This is a genomic window from Gordonia lacunae, assembly GCF_002149015.1.
Lineage (GTDB): Bacteria > Actinomycetota > Actinomycetes > Mycobacteriales > Mycobacteriaceae > Gordonia > Gordonia lacunae.
This window is the reverse complement of sequence record NZ_NGFO01000034.1, coordinates 1-15463: the sequence shown is the minus strand read 5'-3', so window position 1 is coordinate 15463 and position 15463 is coordinate 1. Positions and strand designations below refer to the sequence as shown.

The following is a 15463-nucleotide window of genomic DNA, read 5'->3' as shown; positions in this document are numbered from 1 at the left end:
GGGATCCCTCACCGAGAGCCGCGACGACCCAGAAGACGGGCAGCCCGCTCGAGATCGGCCCGCACAGCGCGCGCGGCGGGCCATCGCGTCGCGGTCAGCACGAACCCGCTGACGGCGGGGACCGTCAGCACAGCCTCGGCATGGACGTCGGTGCCCCCGTCCCGATCGCCCCCGTCCGGATCGCCCCCGTCCCGGTCGGAAAACGTCAGCGTCAGCACCGCGTCGACCGACCGCCACCGTCCGATCTCCTGCCACATGCGGCGAGATTCACAGGCGGTCACCTCCATCCGCGGGGACACCCCGGGGACGACCGTGACGTCGGTCCAGCTGGTGCCGACGTCACCGGCCCGGTCACCGATCGGCCGGAGGTCGTCGACCTGACGCAGACTCGACTGCCACTCCGGTCGATTCGCGGGGTCCGCGAGGTAGTCGAAGGTGACGTCGAGCGGCGCATCGAACGGCACCACGGTGTCGATGAGGGTGACGCGGGCGGGGGAGAGCATCAGCGGATCAGCTCGGCGAGTTGCTCTACCTCGGCGACGCTTCCCGGCGATACGAGCATCATCGTCACCCCGCACGCTTCCCAGACCTTGATCTGTTCGCGCACGTGGTCGAGATCGCCGACGATCGCCGAGTCGTCCACGACGGCATCGGGGATGATCTGGGCCGCTTCGTCTTTGCGGTTGTTCCGGAAGAGCGCGGTCACCTCGTCGACGACGTCGGAGTAGCCCATCCGCCGGTAGACCTCGGCGTGGAAGTTGGTGTCCTCGCTGCCCATCCCGCCCATGTAGAGGGCCAGGAACGGTTTGATCGCGGCGTAGGTGCCCTCGCGGTCGTCGGTGACGACGATCTGCGCGGTCGCGCACACCTCGAAGTCCTCGCGACTGCGCCGGGCACCCGGCCGAGCGAATCCTTCGTCGAGCCACTCGTTGTAGGTGTCGGCCATCCGCGGCGTGTAGAACAGCGGCAGCCAGCCGTCGGCGATCTCGGCGGCGAGCGCGACGTTCTTCGGCCCCTCCGCACCGAGCATCACCGGGATGTCGCTGCGCAGGGGGTGAGTGATCGGCTTGAGCGTCTTGCCCAATCCCGACGCACCCGGACCGTCGAACGGCAGCGGGTAGTGGGGCCCGGCGCTGCTGACCGGAGCCTCCCGGGCCCAGACCTGCCGCATGATGTCGATGTACTCGCGGGTCCGGGCCAGGGGCTTGGCGAACTTCTGCCCGTACCAGCCTTCGACGACCTGCGGTCCCGAGACACCCAGCCCGACGATGTGCCGACCGCCGGACAGGTGGTCGAGGGTCAGCGCGGCCATCGCGCACGCGGTCGGTGTGCGGGCCGAGAGTTGCAGCACCGATGTCCCGAGCCGGACACGTTCGGTCGACGACCCGAGCCAGGCCAGCGGGGTGTAGGCGTCGGATCCCCAGGCCTCGGCGGTGAAGATGCTGTCGAAGCCGGAGGCCTCGGCCGCGGCGACGATCTCGGCGTGATGGGTCGGCGGTTGCGCACCCCAGTAGCCCAGTTGCAGGCCGAGTTTCACTGGCTGACCCCCTCGGACTCCGCTGCGGCCTCGGCGGCGATCTGGTCGAACTGCGCGCCCATCGCCGCAGCGACGGCCTGTGCGCCCGACAGCGGGCGGACCATGACCATGAGGTCGTCGATCTTGCCGTCGTCGTTGACGTGGATGAAGTCGCAACCGGTGATCTTCTTGCCGCCGACCACGGCTTCGAAGACGAGCGCCGAGTCGTGCCCGCCGGCGTCGTTGATCTCGCGGATGTAGCGGAAGTCCTCGAAGACCCGCAGCACGCCACGCAGGATGGCCGACGTGATCGCCTTGCCCGGATACGGCTTGAATGCGACCGGACTGGTGAAGACCACATCGTCGGCGAGCAACGCCCTCATCGCCTGCTCATCACGCGCCTCGACGGCTTCTCGGAACTGCTTCATGTGTCGACCTCCCTGTCGATGATTCTGCTTCGACGCTAGTGGATGCCGATCCGGCTGATGGCGGAAGGCGAGGAGCCAGGAGTACGAGCAAGGCCGCCGCCAGCACAGCGATGCCCACCCACCCGATCGCGGTGATCGGTTCCGCGAGCACGCCGACGGCCAGCGCAGTCGCCACGGCGGGTTCGATCAGGGTGATGGTGGTGGCGGTCGAACTGTCGATCCGACCGAGTCCGCGACTGAACAGCACGTAGCCGAGGAACTGCGGAACGAGGACGAGGTAGGCGAGAACGCCCAGCGTCCCGGGGTGCGTGATGACCGCGGGTATGCCGATCGCGACGATCGGCAGGAGGAACACCCCGCCCAGACCCATGACGGTTCCGGCCGCCGCGCCGCGTGGCACGGACCTGTTCATCAGGCGACGCATCGCCCACGACAGCCCGGCGTACGTGACGCCGGCCAGCAGCCCGAGCCCCACACCCACAGCGGCCGAATGGTTACCGGAGAGGGCATCCCCGTGCGACGACTCACTCCGCGACAGCGCCAGTGCGCCACTGCCGACGATCCCGAGCAGACAGGCGACGGTCCACCGCGTGGTGAGTCGCCGGCCGTCGGCGATCCGTTCGATGACCGCGGAGACCAGCGGCGCCGACGCCAGTGACACGACGGTCCCGAGCGCGACGCCGCCGACGCGCATCGACCCGAAGAAGCAGAGCGGGTAGATGAGCACGCAGATACCGCCGAATAGCGCGACCGGCCACTGCCCGATCAACGACGGTGTCATTCGGCCCGCTCGCTCCGCTCCCGGCGCCATCCACGCCGCACGGATGGCGCGGGCGTTCACCGCCGCCTGCAGAAGCCCACCGCCGCACATGGCGATCGCGCCGACGGTCACGGCGCTCAATTCGGGCGCCATCGCGGCCGCAGTTCCCGACGTGCCCCACAGGATGGCGGTGAGCGCCACCGCCAGCATGCCGGCGCGCTCGGCCCGGCGGGACTCGCTCATCCGCGGGTGCCGACCGGTGGCCCCGGGTACGGGTGCCGGGCATAGAACTTGAGGTGCCGACGGGCCGCGTCGTCCCACGTCAGCGAAGCGGCCAGAGAACGGCCGGACCGACTGCGTTCCGGGTCGGACGCGAGCGACGCGTCGAGGGCATCGGTCAGTTCCGCGACGGTCGAGGCGTAGGCGACGGTGTCGCCGAACACCTCGCGCAGGATGGGAAGGTCTCGCGCGACGACCGGGCGCCCCGCGGCGAGGGCCTCCATCGCCGCCAGACCGAAGCCCTCTTTCACCGACGGGAACGCGAAGACACGGCAGGCGGCGACCAGCGACGGCAGGTCGTCGTCGGGCACATTGCCGAGCACGATCGGTTCGACGTCGAGTTCGGCACGCCGACGGTCGAAATCGGCGCGGTAGTCGCGGTAGTCGAAGAGGGTCTCGCCGCCCGCGAAGACGAGCTGCAGTTCCGGATGACGCTCCCGCAGTGCACCATACGCATCCAGGAGGTCGATGCTGCCCTTGCGCGGCTCGATTCCGCCGACGGCGAGCACGTAGTCGCCCAACTGGTCCGACCAGCGCCGTCGCGCCTCGACCGACTCGGGGGAGTCCGACGCCGCGCCGGCGAAGCGTTCGTACGCAACGCCATTCGGGATCACCGTCGGGGTCAGTCCCCAGCCCTGCTCGACCTCGTCGGCGACTGCGCGCGACACACAGATCCGCGCATACGGATTGACCACCGCCTTCTCGTGGCAGTCGACGAGGATCGGGGTCGTGAACTGGTCGAGATGGTGAATTGTGCGGATGCACGTCCCGACGGCGTTGGCGCTGATGCAGTCCTGGGCGTGCACGATGTCATGGGCACCGGCGTCGAAGGCGCTGCGGAGGGTGTCGATGGACCGCACGATGCGTTCGGTGATCGTCTCGTTCTCCCGGTCTGGGAATGGTACGAGCCGCACTGTCACGGCCGGATCCACGTCCCGGAAGAAACCCTCGTCGCCACCGCGGGCGAGCGACCACACCGTGACGTCGGCGCCGTGCCGAGCCATCGCCTCGGCCAGGTTCAGCGTATGAACGACGCCGCCACGGGGTTTCGTCGAGTAGGTGAGCAGCGCCACCCGGAGTGGCGAAGTGTTCGTGCCGGTCACCGCTGATCCGCCGGCGTCGTCGACCGGTAGGTGTCCGGCCGTAGTTCGGCAAGGTGACTCAGGACGCGCCGCGCCCGGTCGACCTCGGCGTCGACATCGGCAGTCACCGTGGCCATCCCGCCTTTCGATCGAGTCGTCGCCAGGATGTCGCCACCCGGCCCGACGACCTTCGCCTGTCCGAGGAAACGCAATGACCCCATGACCCCGGTCTGGTTCGACGACACGACGAACACCTGGTTCTCCGCGGCACGGGCACAGTCGTAGAGGTCGAACAGCCGGGACTGTCGATCGGCGGGCAGGCGGGCAGCACGGTCGGTGACGCTGGCCGGCCACGCGGACAACGCCGCGATGATCCGCGCGCCGTCGAGCGCGAGCGTGCGTGCCGACTCCGGAAAGGTCTTGTCGTAGTCGATCAGCATGCCCAGTCGGCCGACCGGGGTGTCGAACGAGCCGAACTGATCTCCGGCCGCGTAGGCGAGCGATTCGCCTGCGGGCTGATGAACCTTGCGGTGGGTGCCGAGGACGCCGTCGCCCGAGACACACACCGCGGTGTTGAACCGCTGCTCGCCGACGGCTTCGGTGTACCCGATGCACACGGTCATGTCGCCGGCGGCGGCGGTGATCGCGGCGAGTTCCGGGCCGTCGGGGTCCAAGGCGGGTGGCAGTTCGGCCGGATCAGGCTGACGGAGATCGCCGAGATAACCGCCGAGCGAGGCGTCGGGGAAGACGAGGAGGTCGACGCCGTCGCGTGCGGCGGATTCGACGATGCCGACCGCTTTCGCGACACCGCGTTCCACGTCGCGCCCGAAGTGCGCGGCGAGGGCCCCGAGGGTGACCGACCTCATGGGCGAACTGTACCGGTCGGATCCGCCGCTACGGCCGCTCGCTCGGGATTCACGCGGCACCCAGCCCGGTGACGGTGGATGCGACGGCGACGGTCGTCTCACCGTCGGGCCACCGCAATCGCACGCCGGGTTCCGCGATCAATCGGCCGCAGTCGACGGTTGTGACCGGAGCAGGTGTGGGGCCTGTGCGTCGGGCGCCGGTGCGGTCGGTGCTGAGCATCGCGTACCCCGGGAAACAGGTGAGCCACGCGCCCATCGACGCGTCGCCGGGACGCGGTACTGCCATCACATCAAGCTCGGCGCCGGTTCCGGACGCTTCGGCGAGCATGCCCAGCGTGCCGGCGATCCCGGCCATGCTGACGTCCTTGGCCGACGCGGGACCGACGGTCGCGAGGTGGGACGCCATGGCGCAGAGTTCGTCACTGCTGCGTGAACTCGTCGAGTCCCACTGTCGGTCGTGATATCCGGGTCGCCACGAGCCGCCGAGGTCGGCGTGGAGGGTCACGGTGTCGCCGACTCGGCCACCGCCCGCGGGCAGTGGACTGGGCGTGGTCCCCAGCGCGGTCACTGCCAGCGCCGACGGCACGCCGACCTGCGTGTGCCCACCGAGAACGGGGGTGCGCCACGCGCCTGCCGCCGAGGAGATCCCGCGGATGATGCGCGTCAGGTGCGACGTCGTGGGCGCTCCGACGGCATCGAGCAGACCGAGCGGACGAGCCCCCATCGCGCTGAGGTCGTTGAGGTTGACGAGCACCGAACACCAACCGGCCCACTCGGGATCGCGTTCGATCATCGACGGGATGATGGCGTCGCAGGCGGCGATCACGTCGGTGCCGGGCAGTGGAACGCCGTCGTCGCCGCGGAATCCGGCGGCTCCGAGGCCACCGGGCATGTCGGCGAACGGCGCGAGCGCCTCGGCGAGAACCGCTTTCGTCCCGTCGACCGTGCGTTGGATTCTGTCGACTGGGTACCGCATCTTCCGGTGCGACCGGCCTTCGATCCGCGGGCCGGGACCGCGGTCCAGCCAGCCGAGCCGGGCGAACATCGGTGCGTAACGATCCTGGACCGTCGCGTCGAACCGCAGGGCGCCCAGCTGTTCGACGTGCGCGCACGCCGCTCGCACGAGTGCCGGGCCGATCCCGGCGGCCAGCCCCGGGTCGGCGACGACGAGCCGCGAGCCGAACCACCAGCCGATGTCGGCGTATGTCGATCCCGCCCACGGAGTGGGTGCGATCCGCACTCCACCCGCGATCGTCCCGTCGGGCAGGGTCGCGACGAGGACGGTGGTGCGCGGGTCCTCGTCGGTGTCGTCGAGATCCGTGTGCTCGAACAGCGCTTGCCGTTCGACGAATTCGCGGTGTCGCAGCGCGCGGTATGCCGTGTGGTCCCGCGGGCTGTCGGCAACGGTGATCAGGAAGTCCGACCGCGCCGTCGTTCGCGGCAGCCCGGAGAGAATCGACAGTTCGCCTCGTGACAACACGTCAGCCTCCGACCGTCGGCAGCACGCTGCAGGCACCGCAGGCCGCGCACCCCGCGCGCTGTTCCGACCCGGACATCCCGATGAAGCTCAGATGACCGGCGACTTCGCGGCTGATCTTCTCGACGATCGCCGGGTCGGGTGCGGGGGCGTTGTCGACGTCGACGGCGAGAGTCCCGGCGTGGCGCCGGAACGGGACGATGAAGGGATACACGCCCGTGTCGGCCAGTTCCTTGGCGCCGGCGATCATCTCGTCGGTGTCCTCGCCGAGCCCGACCAGCAGGTAGGTCGACACCTGATTGCGGCCGAACACCCGGACCGCCTCGGCCCAGGCCGCCCGGTACTCCGACATCGGGACCGTCGACTTGCCGGGCATCCAGCGACGCCGCACGTCGTCGTCGAGGGATTCGACGTGGATGCCGATGGCGTCCGCTCCGGCGTCACGGAGCTCGGTCAGGACGGCGAGATCAGCGGGCGGCTCGCACTGGACCTGGATCGGCAGTTCGGGCACTGCCGCCTTGACCGCCCGGACGCACCGGGCGAGATGACGGGCCCCGCGGTCGCGTCCGCCGCTGGTGCCGGTCGTCATGACCATGTTGGTGACGCCGTCGAGATCGACGGCCGCACGGGCGACTTCGGCGAGTTGCTCGGGCTTCTTCACCGCAATCGTCGAGCCGGACGTCAGGGACTCCTCGATCGAGCAGAATCGGCATCGCTGGTCTTCGGCGTAACGGATGCAGGTCTGCAGAACGGTGGTCGCCAGCACATTCCGGCCGTGCAGGCGGGCGATCTTCTCGTAGCTCACCCCGTCCAGGGTTCGCAGGTCGTAGAACCGGGGCCGGCCGATTGCGCTGACCTCGACGCCGATGTCGACCCCGTCGTACAGCACACGATCGCCGTCGAAGACGAACGGACTCTGTGGGTTCCGGGGGATCGCGGCATGCAGCCCGTCGACCATCAGGTGCCCGTCATCGCTGGGCCCCGCACCGCCGCTGCGCTGCACCGGCGGATCACCGCGAATTCCGAGCAACGCCAGGTCGACTCGGGTCGATACCGTCATGGGTACTCCTTAGAAGAATGAACTATTTGCTCGACGGTGAGCGCGACGCCATCTGCTCCCTGAGGTGCGGCGAGCGAAAGCGATGAACTTTCTGCTCCCTGAGGTGCGAGGAGCGCTAGCGACGATCTGTTTGCTCCCTGAGGTGCGAGGAGCGATAGCGACGACCACTTTCTGCTCCCTGAGGTGCGAGGAGCGCTAGCGACGAGCCTCGAAGGGTCCCGACGCAACCCCCGCTGGTTGAGCCGACTCCGAGCGAAGCGAGGCGTCGAGTCGAAGCCAGCTGGTGACCCACCCTCGACAACGCAATCCCGGCGCTCACACAAGTCCCACACCTACTGCGCAACAACCAACCGCGCGCGTCCATCACAAACCGACTCGACCACATGCTCCGCCACATACCGCGCGTCGCGGTCGATACCGAGGAACCGCCCGGAGCCCCAGGTGTGCATCCACGGCAGCCCGATGAAGCTGAGCCCGGGCACCTCGGTGATCCCGCGCGTCTGCATGGGCCGGCCACCGCCGTCGAACGCGCTGGCCTCGATCCACCGGTAGTCGGGCCGGTAGCCGATCGCCCAGATGATGGAGGTGACGCCTTCGGCGGCAAGGTCGAGTTCGGTCGGATCGACCTCGGGCGCCCACACCGGTTCATACCGGGACGCTTCCGGCGCCTCGATGCCCAGCTTCTCGATGTGACGGTCGATGTCACCGCAGATGGAGTTGTACACCGCGTCGGCCCGGTCGAGCGCAGCGGTCAGTGTCGGCGCGAACCGCAGCTCCGCATCCTTCCCGTCGGTGAGGACGCCGTAGAGCTTCATCCCCTCGGTCGCGAATCGTCGGAGGTCGATGTCGCGACCACCGTCGCGGCCGGTGACGTAGTGATTCGTCTTCTCCTGCGCCGCCCGGCCGCCGGGGTACTCCTGGGTCGGGGTGTCGTAGAGACCCATGTCGGAAAGCCATGTCATGCAGTCGCGCCCGCGGTAGAACCGGGCGACCCTCGGCGCGTTGCCGATCGCGAGGTGCACCTGCCGGCCCGCGAGGTGGAGGTCCTCGGCGATCTGCGTGCCCGACTGCCCCGACCCGACGACCAGCACCGAACCGTCGGGCAGTTGCTCGGGGTTGAAGTACTCCTCGGAGTGCACCTGGTGCACAGCCGGATCCAGCGACGACGCGAACGGTGGCACCACCGGCAGCGGATATCCACCGGTCGCGATGACGGCCTGATCGCAGGTGACCGACCGCATTCCGTCGGGGCCGTCGAGTGTCAGCTCGAACCGATCACCGGACAGCCGCTGCAACCGCGTGACCTTCGTGTGTTCGACGAGCGGCGGTTCGAAGGTCTCCAGCCACCCGTGCAGCCACTCGACGACCTGGTCGCGCGTCATGAACCCGTCCGGATCGGGGCCGTCGTAGGTGTACCCGGGAAGCTTGCAGTGCCAGTTGGGCGTCACGAGAGTGAAATTGTCCCAGCGCTTGTCGGCCCACGCATGAACCGCGGTGTCCGCTTCGACGACGAGGTGCTCGACGCCCGCCCGCCCGAGGTACCAGCTGACCGAGAGCCCGGCTTGTCCGCCGCCGATGACGACGACCGGCACGTGTGACTTCATGAGAGCTCCTCACTGCTGGATGATCCGGGCCGGAGCGAAGCGACGGCCCGTATCGAAGCCACCTCCGCAACCGGCAACGGCGGGTACATCGACACCACCTCGACCTCAGCGGAATCGGGATGTCGAGCAGCGTCGACGGCGATCTCCTCCGCCGACGCCGCGGCCGATGTGCAGGCGAATCCGTACTTGGCGCGGACCCGTGCACTGGCCTCGTCGAGTGCCGTGGTGGCCCGCGACCGGAAGTCGTCGACGCGATACATTCCCGGCGCGAGATGGTCATGCAGCACGAGGCTGGGGGAGTAGTAGTGACGCGACAGGCCGTCGGGCCAGCGCACCTGGACGGTCATCTCAGGCATGGGCGAGGTCCCGCCAGGCGAAGTCAGCACTGGTGTCGGGGTCGGTGTCGGCCTCGACGAGCATCCCGTACACCTCGGGCCGCCGGTCCCGCAGATGGAACATGCCGGCGCGCATGGCGGTGAAGCTCTCCGCGATGTCCACCTCGGCGACGGCCATGCCGCTCCCGAGAAGCGTTGTGTCGAGGATGTTCCCACCGGGATCGACGATCTTGGCATTACCTACATAGCGCAAGGACCCGAAAGTGCCGCTCTGGTTGGCCGCAACCCAGAACACCTGATTCTCCAGGGCACGCGCGGTGTCGAAGAGGTTGAACCGGTACGTCCAACGGTCGTCCTGCAGATTCTCTGCGGTCGCGGTGCGCGCCGCGGGCCACGCGGACAGACTGGCGATGATCTCGGCGCCCTTGAGCGCCATGATCCGGGCCGCCTCGGGAAAGGCCTTGTCGTAACAGATCTGGAGGCCGATCCGGCCGACGGGAGTGTCGAAGACGTCGTAACCGGTGCCCGACGAGTACGACATGTTCTCGCCCAGCGGCTGATGGACCTTGCGGTAGCTGCCGTAGATGCGGTTCCCGTCGAGGACGGCGGCCGTGTTGTAGCGGGTCTCGCCGTCCTCGCCGAGTTCGCAGAATCCGATCGCCACCACCAGGTCTCCGACGATGGACTGCACCCGAGCGATCTCGGGCCCGTCGAGGGAAATCGCCGGCGGCAACGACCGGGTGCTGTTCTTCTGGGTGTCGCCGTGGTTGCCCAACGACGACAGGTATCCGCCGATCGCCGCCTCCGGGAACACCAGGAAGTCGACGCCCTGCGTTCGTGCCTCGGCGACGTACTGTTCGATCGTCGCGTAGTTCTGCTCGAGATCGCGGGTGAAGTTCGCCGCGACGGTTCCGATGGTGATCATGTGCTTCCCGGAGTCGGTGATGGTTTGATGGTTGATCAACCCCTGCTGGTTGAGCAGGTGAGGAGCGATAGCGACGAGCCGTGTCGAAACCACTCCCAGACAACAAATCTGGCGCGAACTCAGACCATGTAGGTCGAGTTGATGATCGCGCCCTTGCGGGCGTAGTGGATGAGTGCGTCCTGGACGTCGAGCGGGTGCGCCGGGATGACGCCTTCGATCAGGTCCTCCTCGCGTCCGCCGTGCAGGGCGAGACCGAAGCGACAGCAGAACACGGTGCCGCCCTCGGAGATGAAGGTCTCGAGCGAGTTGTTGATGTTCTGCTCGCCCGGGAATCCGGAGTCGCCGGTTGTCGGGAATCCCCGTGTGGCAAGGCAATTGATGGCTCCGGGCCCGTAGAAGTACATCGCCGACTCGAAGCCCTTGCGCAGCGCGCGGGTGGCCTGTAGGACAGCGACGAACGACACCGACGACTCGTGCGCGATGCCGTGCACGAGCGTGAAGTACGATTCACCGTTCTCCGCCTGGTAGTCGGGGAAGATCTTGGTGCCGCCATAGATGTTGGAGCCCTTGGGAAGTGAGGGGTGCGGGATCTCCGCCAGCGACGCGGCGATGTTCTCGGTGATGGTTTCGTCGAAAGAAGACACAAGAACTCCTGGGATGGCGAGACGAGACGGTGTCTCTGAGTGTTCGGCCGCATGGCGGCTCGACGTGCGAGGGTGGGTCGGGCATCATTGCCCTGAGTGGTTCGACCGGAGATCCGGTTTCATCGAGTAGCTAGTGCTTGCTACAACACACAGTTCACTCGCCGTCGATTACCGAATGGTTTCCGGCGGAATAAAGAAACCACGGATTCGCGTAACACGACCCTGGTCGGTCGACCGACACGCGCGAAGCCGGACACAAAAATATCCGACGAACCGGTCGGGTCGGGGGTCTGACCGGTTCGTCGGACGTGGTCCAGTGTATCCCTCACCCCACAGCACGGTCCATCGAGGTATCCGCAATTCCGTGACCTGTTGGATTGCGGATCCTTGATCGGCTCTCGCTCCGTGAGGTGCGAGCAACCACCACTCGCAGCCCTGAGGCGCGACGAGCGAAGGCGACCCCCCTGCTCCCTGAGGAGGTCCGGAGCTTGCGGAGGCCGTGCACCCCCTGCTCCCTGAGGAGGTCCGGAGCCAGCGGAGTCCCGTGCACCCCCCTGCTCCCTGAGGAGGCCCGGAGCTTGCGGAGGGCCATGCACCCCTGTTCCCTGAGGAGGTCCGGAGCTTGCGGAGGGCCGTCACGAAGGGTCTCCGCAACCAGCGACTACACCTGTGCGCGCCGCACTCGCCATCACCCGCGACACGGGGCAACCTTGTCGTCATGCTGACTGCAGTTCTGTACGGCCTCGCGACCGCCATTCCGATCGCGGTCGGTGCGGCGATCGGTCTGCGGTGGGACCTGCCGAATCCGATCCTGGCGACGCTGATGGCGTTCGGCGCGGGCACGATGATCGCGGCTGTGTCGACCGAACTATTCGAACCCGCCTTCACCCAGGCCGGCACCGGCGTGGCGGCCCTCGCGCTGTTCTCCGGGACCGCGGTCTACGTCGTCGCCGATCGTCTCGTCGAAACCAAGCTCGGGTCGTCGGCGATCGGTCCCGCACTGATGATCGGCGTCTTCCTCGACGGCGTGCCGGAGAACACCGCGCTCGGCGTCTCGCTGACCGCGGGTGGTTCGCTCGTGCTGGTGGTGGCGATCGCGGTCGGCAACGTCCCGGAAGCGGTGAGCGGCGCGTCGTTGATGCGCCGCGAGCACGACGCCTCGGGCCGCTCGGCGCTGGCGATGTGGACGTTCACCGCCGTTGTCCTGGTTGCCGTCACGGTGGGCGGTTACGCGATGGCCGACGCCATCCCATCGACCGCGATCAGCGTCGTCCAGGCGTTCGCCGGCGGCGCGACGTTGGGCGTGCTCGCCAACTCCCTGATGCCGGAGGCCTACCGCGAGGGCGGTTGGTGGGTCGGCCTCGCGACCGCAGCAGGTTTCCTGCTCGCGTTCGTCCTCGGCTGACCGCGTCATCTGCTCCCTGAGGAGGCCCGGAGCTTGCGGAGGCCGAGCTCCCACCGCTCCCTGAGGAGGCCCGGAGCTTGCGAAGGCCGAGCTCCCACCGCTCCCTGAGGAGGCCCGGAGCTTGCGGAGGGCCGTCACGAAGGGTCCCCGCAACCCCCCTTGCTCCCTGAGGTGCGAGGAGCGAAAGCGACGAGCCACGAAGGGCGCGCCACGACCCTCAGTGCGTCTGCACAGCCTCCGGATCACTTTCGACGTGCCCGTCCGCCAACTCGGACAACGCCCGGAACACCCGCTTCGACGCCTCGGCCCACGGCATGAGGATGGGGAACACGTGGAACATGCCGGGTTCTTCGATGGCATGCGTCGTCACGTCCGACGCCTCGAGCCGTGCCGCGAAGTCGCGTATGCCGTCGCGGAACATCTCGCTGCCGCCCCAGCACACGAACGTCGGCGGGAACCAGGACGGGTCGGGCTCGGCGTTGACCGGCGACACCCGCGCGTCGTTCGGTTGGACGCCGTGCAGATACGGCGTCACCGGGATGCTCCAGGGCAGGATGTCGTACGGGGCGTTCTCGGTGACCGACGGGTGGTCGAGATCGAGGTCGATCTCGGGGGAGAACAGTGCGAGCGCGCCGGGACGCGGCAGGTCGTGGTCGCGAAGGTAGGCCACCAGCGACGCCGCGAGCCCACCGCCACCGGAGTCGCCGGCGACGATGATGTGGTCGGGGTCGACGCCGCGTCCCAACAACCCGCGGTAGACATCGGCGGCGTCGTGAACACCTGCGGGGAAGGGGAATTCGGGAGCCATCCGATAGTCGGCGATGAACACCTCGTGCCCCGAGATGCGCACGAGCGACGACGCGAAGGCCGAGTACATCATCGGCGAGGTGCCGATGTATCCGCCGCCGTGCAGGTAGAGGATCGTCGCGCCGATTTCTTCCTTGTCCTCGTCGTCGTCAACGTAGGCGTCGGAGCTGGCCTTGGCGCGACACCACAGTCCGGGCACGCCGCCGACGATGTCGTCGGTGAGTTCGACGCCGTCGGTCAGTTCGACGAAGGGCGGCATCACGACGCGGCACACGTCGTCGAGCATTTTCTCCATCGACCGGAACTCCTCGATCGGCAGTCCCATCGAGTAGCCCATGAACGCGCGGATGGTCTGGCGGGTGACCGACTGGCCGAGGTTGTCGAGCAGCCCGGACGGACCCGACCACGGCTTGCGGAACGGCACCCGCGCGAGCCCGTTGATCATGCTCTGCGCGAGTCCGACGACGGTCAGCGCGGTCACCGGCGCCGACGCGGTCTGGACCTCCGGACGATCAGCCATCACCATGCGCCTCAGGGTAGCGACGCGCGTCTCACGCGGCTGGACACGCGACCCACCGGGTGGGGCGGCAGCTGCCAGGCGTGGCAGACTACCCGGGTCCTCTAGTCCCCGAGATCCCCGTGAGGCGGCGATGGAGTTCTCAGCCTTCCCGGCTCCGGTCGAGGCCCCCGGCGCATCGAGCGGCGCCGAGTCCGTGCAGCTCACGCTGGCCGACGCGTGGGAATCGAACCGCTCGATCCAGAAATCGGCGGTGGGCCGACTCTTCGCGGCCACCAACTCGGCTCTCTACGTCACCTTGATGGAGCGGCACCTCGACTACGGCGCCAAACTGTCCGAGACCGAGCTGACGGTGCGCCTGGACCGCGACCTCGCCGACCTCGACCTCACCGATCAGGCAACCGGCCTCGAACTGGTCAAACTCTGGGCTCGGCAGGGCTGGCTGCACCGCGTCACCGACACGACCGACCCGCACGCCCCCAACCTGTGCCACCTGACCAGCGAGGCGCGGTCGGTCCTGGACTTCATGCGGCGGCAGCGTCGCGAGGATTCGATCGCCACCGGCGGCTCCATCACCGGTATCGCCGCCGAGCTCCGACGCGTCGCTGGTCAGGTCAGCAACGATCCCGACCAGATCCGTTCGGAGATCGAGGCGCAGATGTCCGACCTCGACGCCGAGCTCGCCGACCTCGACGCCGGCCGACGACCCCCGGTCGACCTGCGCGTCGCCGAGGACGCCGCCCGGACCATCGGTTACCAGATGGAGCAGATCATCTCCGACATCGGCCAGTACGGCACGATGCTGGACCGCATCACCACCGCGCTGCTCGACGACCCCGGCGACTCCGACCTCGCCTACCGCGACCGCCAGCGCCAGCTCTTCGACGACTACGAGGCGCTCCTCGACTCGCCGCAGTCCGCGTCGTACCAGGCGTTCTCGCACCTGATCCAGGATCCAGAGCGTCGCGCCCGCCTGAAGTCCGACATCGAGACGATCATCGCCAGCTTCCCGACCATGGACGCGGGCCTGCGGTCGGTGATGGACAACTTCTTCGGCCTCGTGACCCAGCAGATGGCCGAGGTCGGCCGCACCCGGCAGCGGTGTGCACGCCGTATCCGACGCTTCGTCGCGTCCGGGACGCTGGAGCAGAGCCGCGGTCTCGCCCGACAGCTCAACGACGCCCTGGCCACCGCCAACGAGCTACTCAAGACGTCCCTCGCGGACCGTCGCATCGGCTACGAGCTACCTCTGGCCGCGCCGACGGTGAACTCGATCGGCCGACTCGCCTTCGAGATCCGCGAACACGTCCCACCCGCACCGGCGCTCCCGGCCGCCGTCGACGCCGATCTCACCTCGTTCGCGTCGCTGTCCGGTCAGGTCGACACGACCGAACTCACCGACACCGTGAATGCTGCGGTCGCCGCGGGGCCGGTCGCCCTCGCCGACGTCATCGGCGGACTCGAGGAGCCGTACCTCGCGCACGTCATCGTCCTGTGGTCGTGGGCCTCGAAACAGCAAGCGGCAGGGGAGAAGGTACCGATGACCACCGTCCGCTTCCGGTCCCTCATCGGCGACGACCACGCCATCGAAGTGCCCGACCTGACCTTCACCGAACCGATTCCGACTGCGGAGGTCGACGCCGAATGACCACCACCGACGAGACCAACCCCGGCTCCGGCGAGATTCCACCCCCGCTCCCTGAGGTGCGAGCGCAGCGAGCCACGAAGGGCGCCCCCGAGTCCGACGCGGCCCCCACC

At 68.3% G+C, this 15463-nt stretch carries 15 protein-coding genes; 2 read left to right on the top strand and 13 right to left on the bottom strand.

Annotated elements, in window-relative coordinates:
• Positions 1–8 precede the first annotated feature (8 nt).
• The 12 genes from CA982_RS22205 to CA982_RS22150 form a co-directional block, all read right to left on the bottom strand.
• Positions 9–503 carry an SRPBCC family protein gene (locus CA982_RS22205; RefSeq protein WP_208618062.1) on the bottom strand — a complete coding sequence of 165 codons (495 nt, stop codon included), beginning with the start codon at positions 501–503 and terminating at the stop codon, positions 9–11.
• A complete protein-coding gene (locus CA982_RS22200) occupies positions 503–1537 on the bottom strand; it encodes an LLM class F420-dependent oxidoreductase (RefSeq protein ID WP_086537348.1) in 1035 nt (344 codons plus the stop codon). Before CA982_RS22200 ends, CA982_RS22205 begins: the two co-directional genes overlap by 1 nt.
• On the bottom strand, positions 1534–1944 hold the full coding sequence (locus CA982_RS22195) for a nuclear transport factor 2 family protein (protein WP_086537347.1): 411 nt from the start codon (positions 1942–1944) through the stop codon (positions 1534–1536). Before CA982_RS22195 ends, CA982_RS22200 begins: the two co-directional genes overlap by 4 nt.
• Positions 1910–2947 (bottom strand): DMT family transporter, encoded by a 1038-nt coding sequence (locus CA982_RS22190; protein ID WP_086537346.1) that lies wholly within the window; start codon positions 2945–2947, stop codon positions 1910–1912. Before CA982_RS22190 ends, CA982_RS22195 begins: the two co-directional genes overlap by 35 nt.
• Positions 2944–4056 carry an MSMEG_0565 family glycosyltransferase gene (locus CA982_RS22185; RefSeq protein WP_086537373.1) on the bottom strand — a complete coding sequence of 371 codons (1113 nt, stop codon included), beginning with the start codon at positions 4054–4056 and terminating at the stop codon, positions 2944–2946. The genes CA982_RS22190 and CA982_RS22185 overlap by 4 nt, the downstream gene beginning before the upstream one ends.
• 26 nt (positions 4057–4082) lie before the next feature.
• Positions 4083–4931, bottom strand: coding sequence for a carbon-nitrogen hydrolase family protein (locus tag CA982_RS22180; protein ID WP_086537345.1), 849 nt, complete (start codon positions 4929–4931; stop codon positions 4083–4085).
• A gap of 49 nt (positions 4932–4980) precedes the next feature.
• Complete coding sequence (locus CA982_RS22175; protein ID WP_086537344.1) at positions 4981–6411, bottom strand: MSMEG_0567/sll0787 family protein; 1431 nt, start codon at positions 6409–6411, stop codon at positions 4981–4983.
• Between the two features lies 1 nt (position 6412).
• Positions 6413–7468 (bottom strand): MSMEG_0568 family radical SAM protein, encoded by a 1056-nt coding sequence (locus CA982_RS22170; protein WP_086537343.1) that lies wholly within the window; start codon positions 7466–7468, stop codon positions 6413–6415.
• 332 nt (positions 7469–7800) lie between these two features.
• A complete protein-coding gene (locus tag CA982_RS22165; protein WP_086537342.1) occupies positions 7801–9072 on the bottom strand; it encodes an MSMEG_0569 family flavin-dependent oxidoreductase in 1272 nt (423 codons plus the stop codon).
• Positions 9069–9428, bottom strand: coding sequence for an MSMEG_0570 family nitrogen starvation response protein (locus CA982_RS22160; protein ID WP_086537341.1), 360 nt, complete (start codon positions 9426–9428; stop codon positions 9069–9071). Before CA982_RS22160 ends, CA982_RS22165 begins: the two co-directional genes overlap by 4 nt.
• Entirely contained in the window at positions 9421–10332 is a 912-nt protein-coding gene (locus CA982_RS22155) for a carbon-nitrogen hydrolase family protein (protein ID WP_086537372.1), read from the bottom strand. The genes CA982_RS22160 and CA982_RS22155 overlap by 8 nt, the downstream gene beginning before the upstream one ends.
• 119 nt (positions 10333–10451) lie before the next feature.
• Entirely contained in the window at positions 10452–10976 is a 525-nt protein-coding gene (locus tag CA982_RS22150; protein ID WP_086537340.1) for an MSMEG_0572/Sll0783 family nitrogen starvation response protein, read from the bottom strand.
• 718 nt (positions 10977–11694) lie between these two features.
• On the opposite strand from CA982_RS22150, the gene CA982_RS22145 reads away from it, so the two are divergent.
• Entirely contained in the window at positions 11695–12381 is a 687-nt protein-coding gene (locus CA982_RS22145) for a ZIP family metal transporter (protein WP_086537339.1), read from the top strand.
• Between the two features lie 217 nt (positions 12382–12598).
• Here CA982_RS22145 and CA982_RS22140 read toward each other — a convergent pair whose 3' ends face one another.
• A complete protein-coding gene (locus tag CA982_RS22140; protein WP_086537338.1) occupies positions 12599–13714 on the bottom strand; it encodes an alpha/beta hydrolase in 1116 nt (371 codons plus the stop codon).
• 124 nt (positions 13715–13838) lie between these two features.
• Between CA982_RS22140 and CA982_RS22135 the strand changes: the two genes are divergently transcribed.
• Complete coding sequence (locus CA982_RS22135) at positions 13839–15353, top strand: DUF3375 domain-containing protein (protein ID WP_086537337.1); 1515 nt, start codon at positions 13839–13841, stop codon at positions 15351–15353.
• Positions 15354–15463 lie beyond the last annotated feature (110 nt).

Bases quoted from the DNA above. Each gene is read 5' to 3' on its own strand.
- CA982_RS22205 (WP_208618062.1), bottom strand. From the start codon at position 503: ATGCTCTCCCCCGCCCGCGTCACCCTCATCGACACCGTGGTGCCGTTC.
- CA982_RS22195 (WP_086537347.1), bottom strand. From the start codon at position 1,944: ATGAAGCAGTTCCGAGAAGCCGTCGAGGCGCGTGATGAGCAGGCGATG.
- CA982_RS22190 (WP_086537346.1), bottom strand. From the start codon at position 2,947: ATGAGCGAGTCCCGCCGGGCCGAGCGCGCCGGCATGCTGGCGGTGGCG.
- CA982_RS22180 (WP_086537345.1), bottom strand. From the start codon at position 4,931: ATGAGGTCGGTCACCCTCGGGGCCCTCGCCGCGCACTTCGGGCGCGAC.
- CA982_RS22170 (WP_086537343.1), bottom strand. From the start codon at position 7,468: ATGACGGTATCGACCCGAGTCGACCTGGCGTTGCTCGGAATTCGCGGT.
- CA982_RS22165 (WP_086537342.1), bottom strand. From the start codon at position 9,072: ATGAAGTCACACGTGCCGGTCGTCGTCATCGGCGGCGGACAAGCCGGG.
- CA982_RS22160 (WP_086537341.1), bottom strand. From the start codon at position 9,428: ATGCCTGAGATGACCGTCCAGGTGCGCTGGCCCGACGGCCTGTCGCGT.
- CA982_RS22155 (WP_086537372.1), bottom strand. From the start codon at position 10,332: ATGATCACCATCGGAACCGTCGCGGCGAACTTCACCCGCGATCTCGAG.
- CA982_RS22145 (WP_086537339.1), top strand. From the start codon at position 11,695: ATGCTGACTGCAGTTCTGTACGGCCTCGCGACCGCCATTCCGATCGCG.
- CA982_RS22140 (WP_086537338.1), bottom strand. From the start codon at position 13,714: ATGGTGATGGCTGATCGTCCGGAGGTCCAGACCGCGTCGGCGCCGGTG.
- CA982_RS22135 (WP_086537337.1), top strand. From the start codon at position 13,839: ATGGAGTTCTCAGCCTTCCCGGCTCCGGTCGAGGCCCCCGGCGCATCG.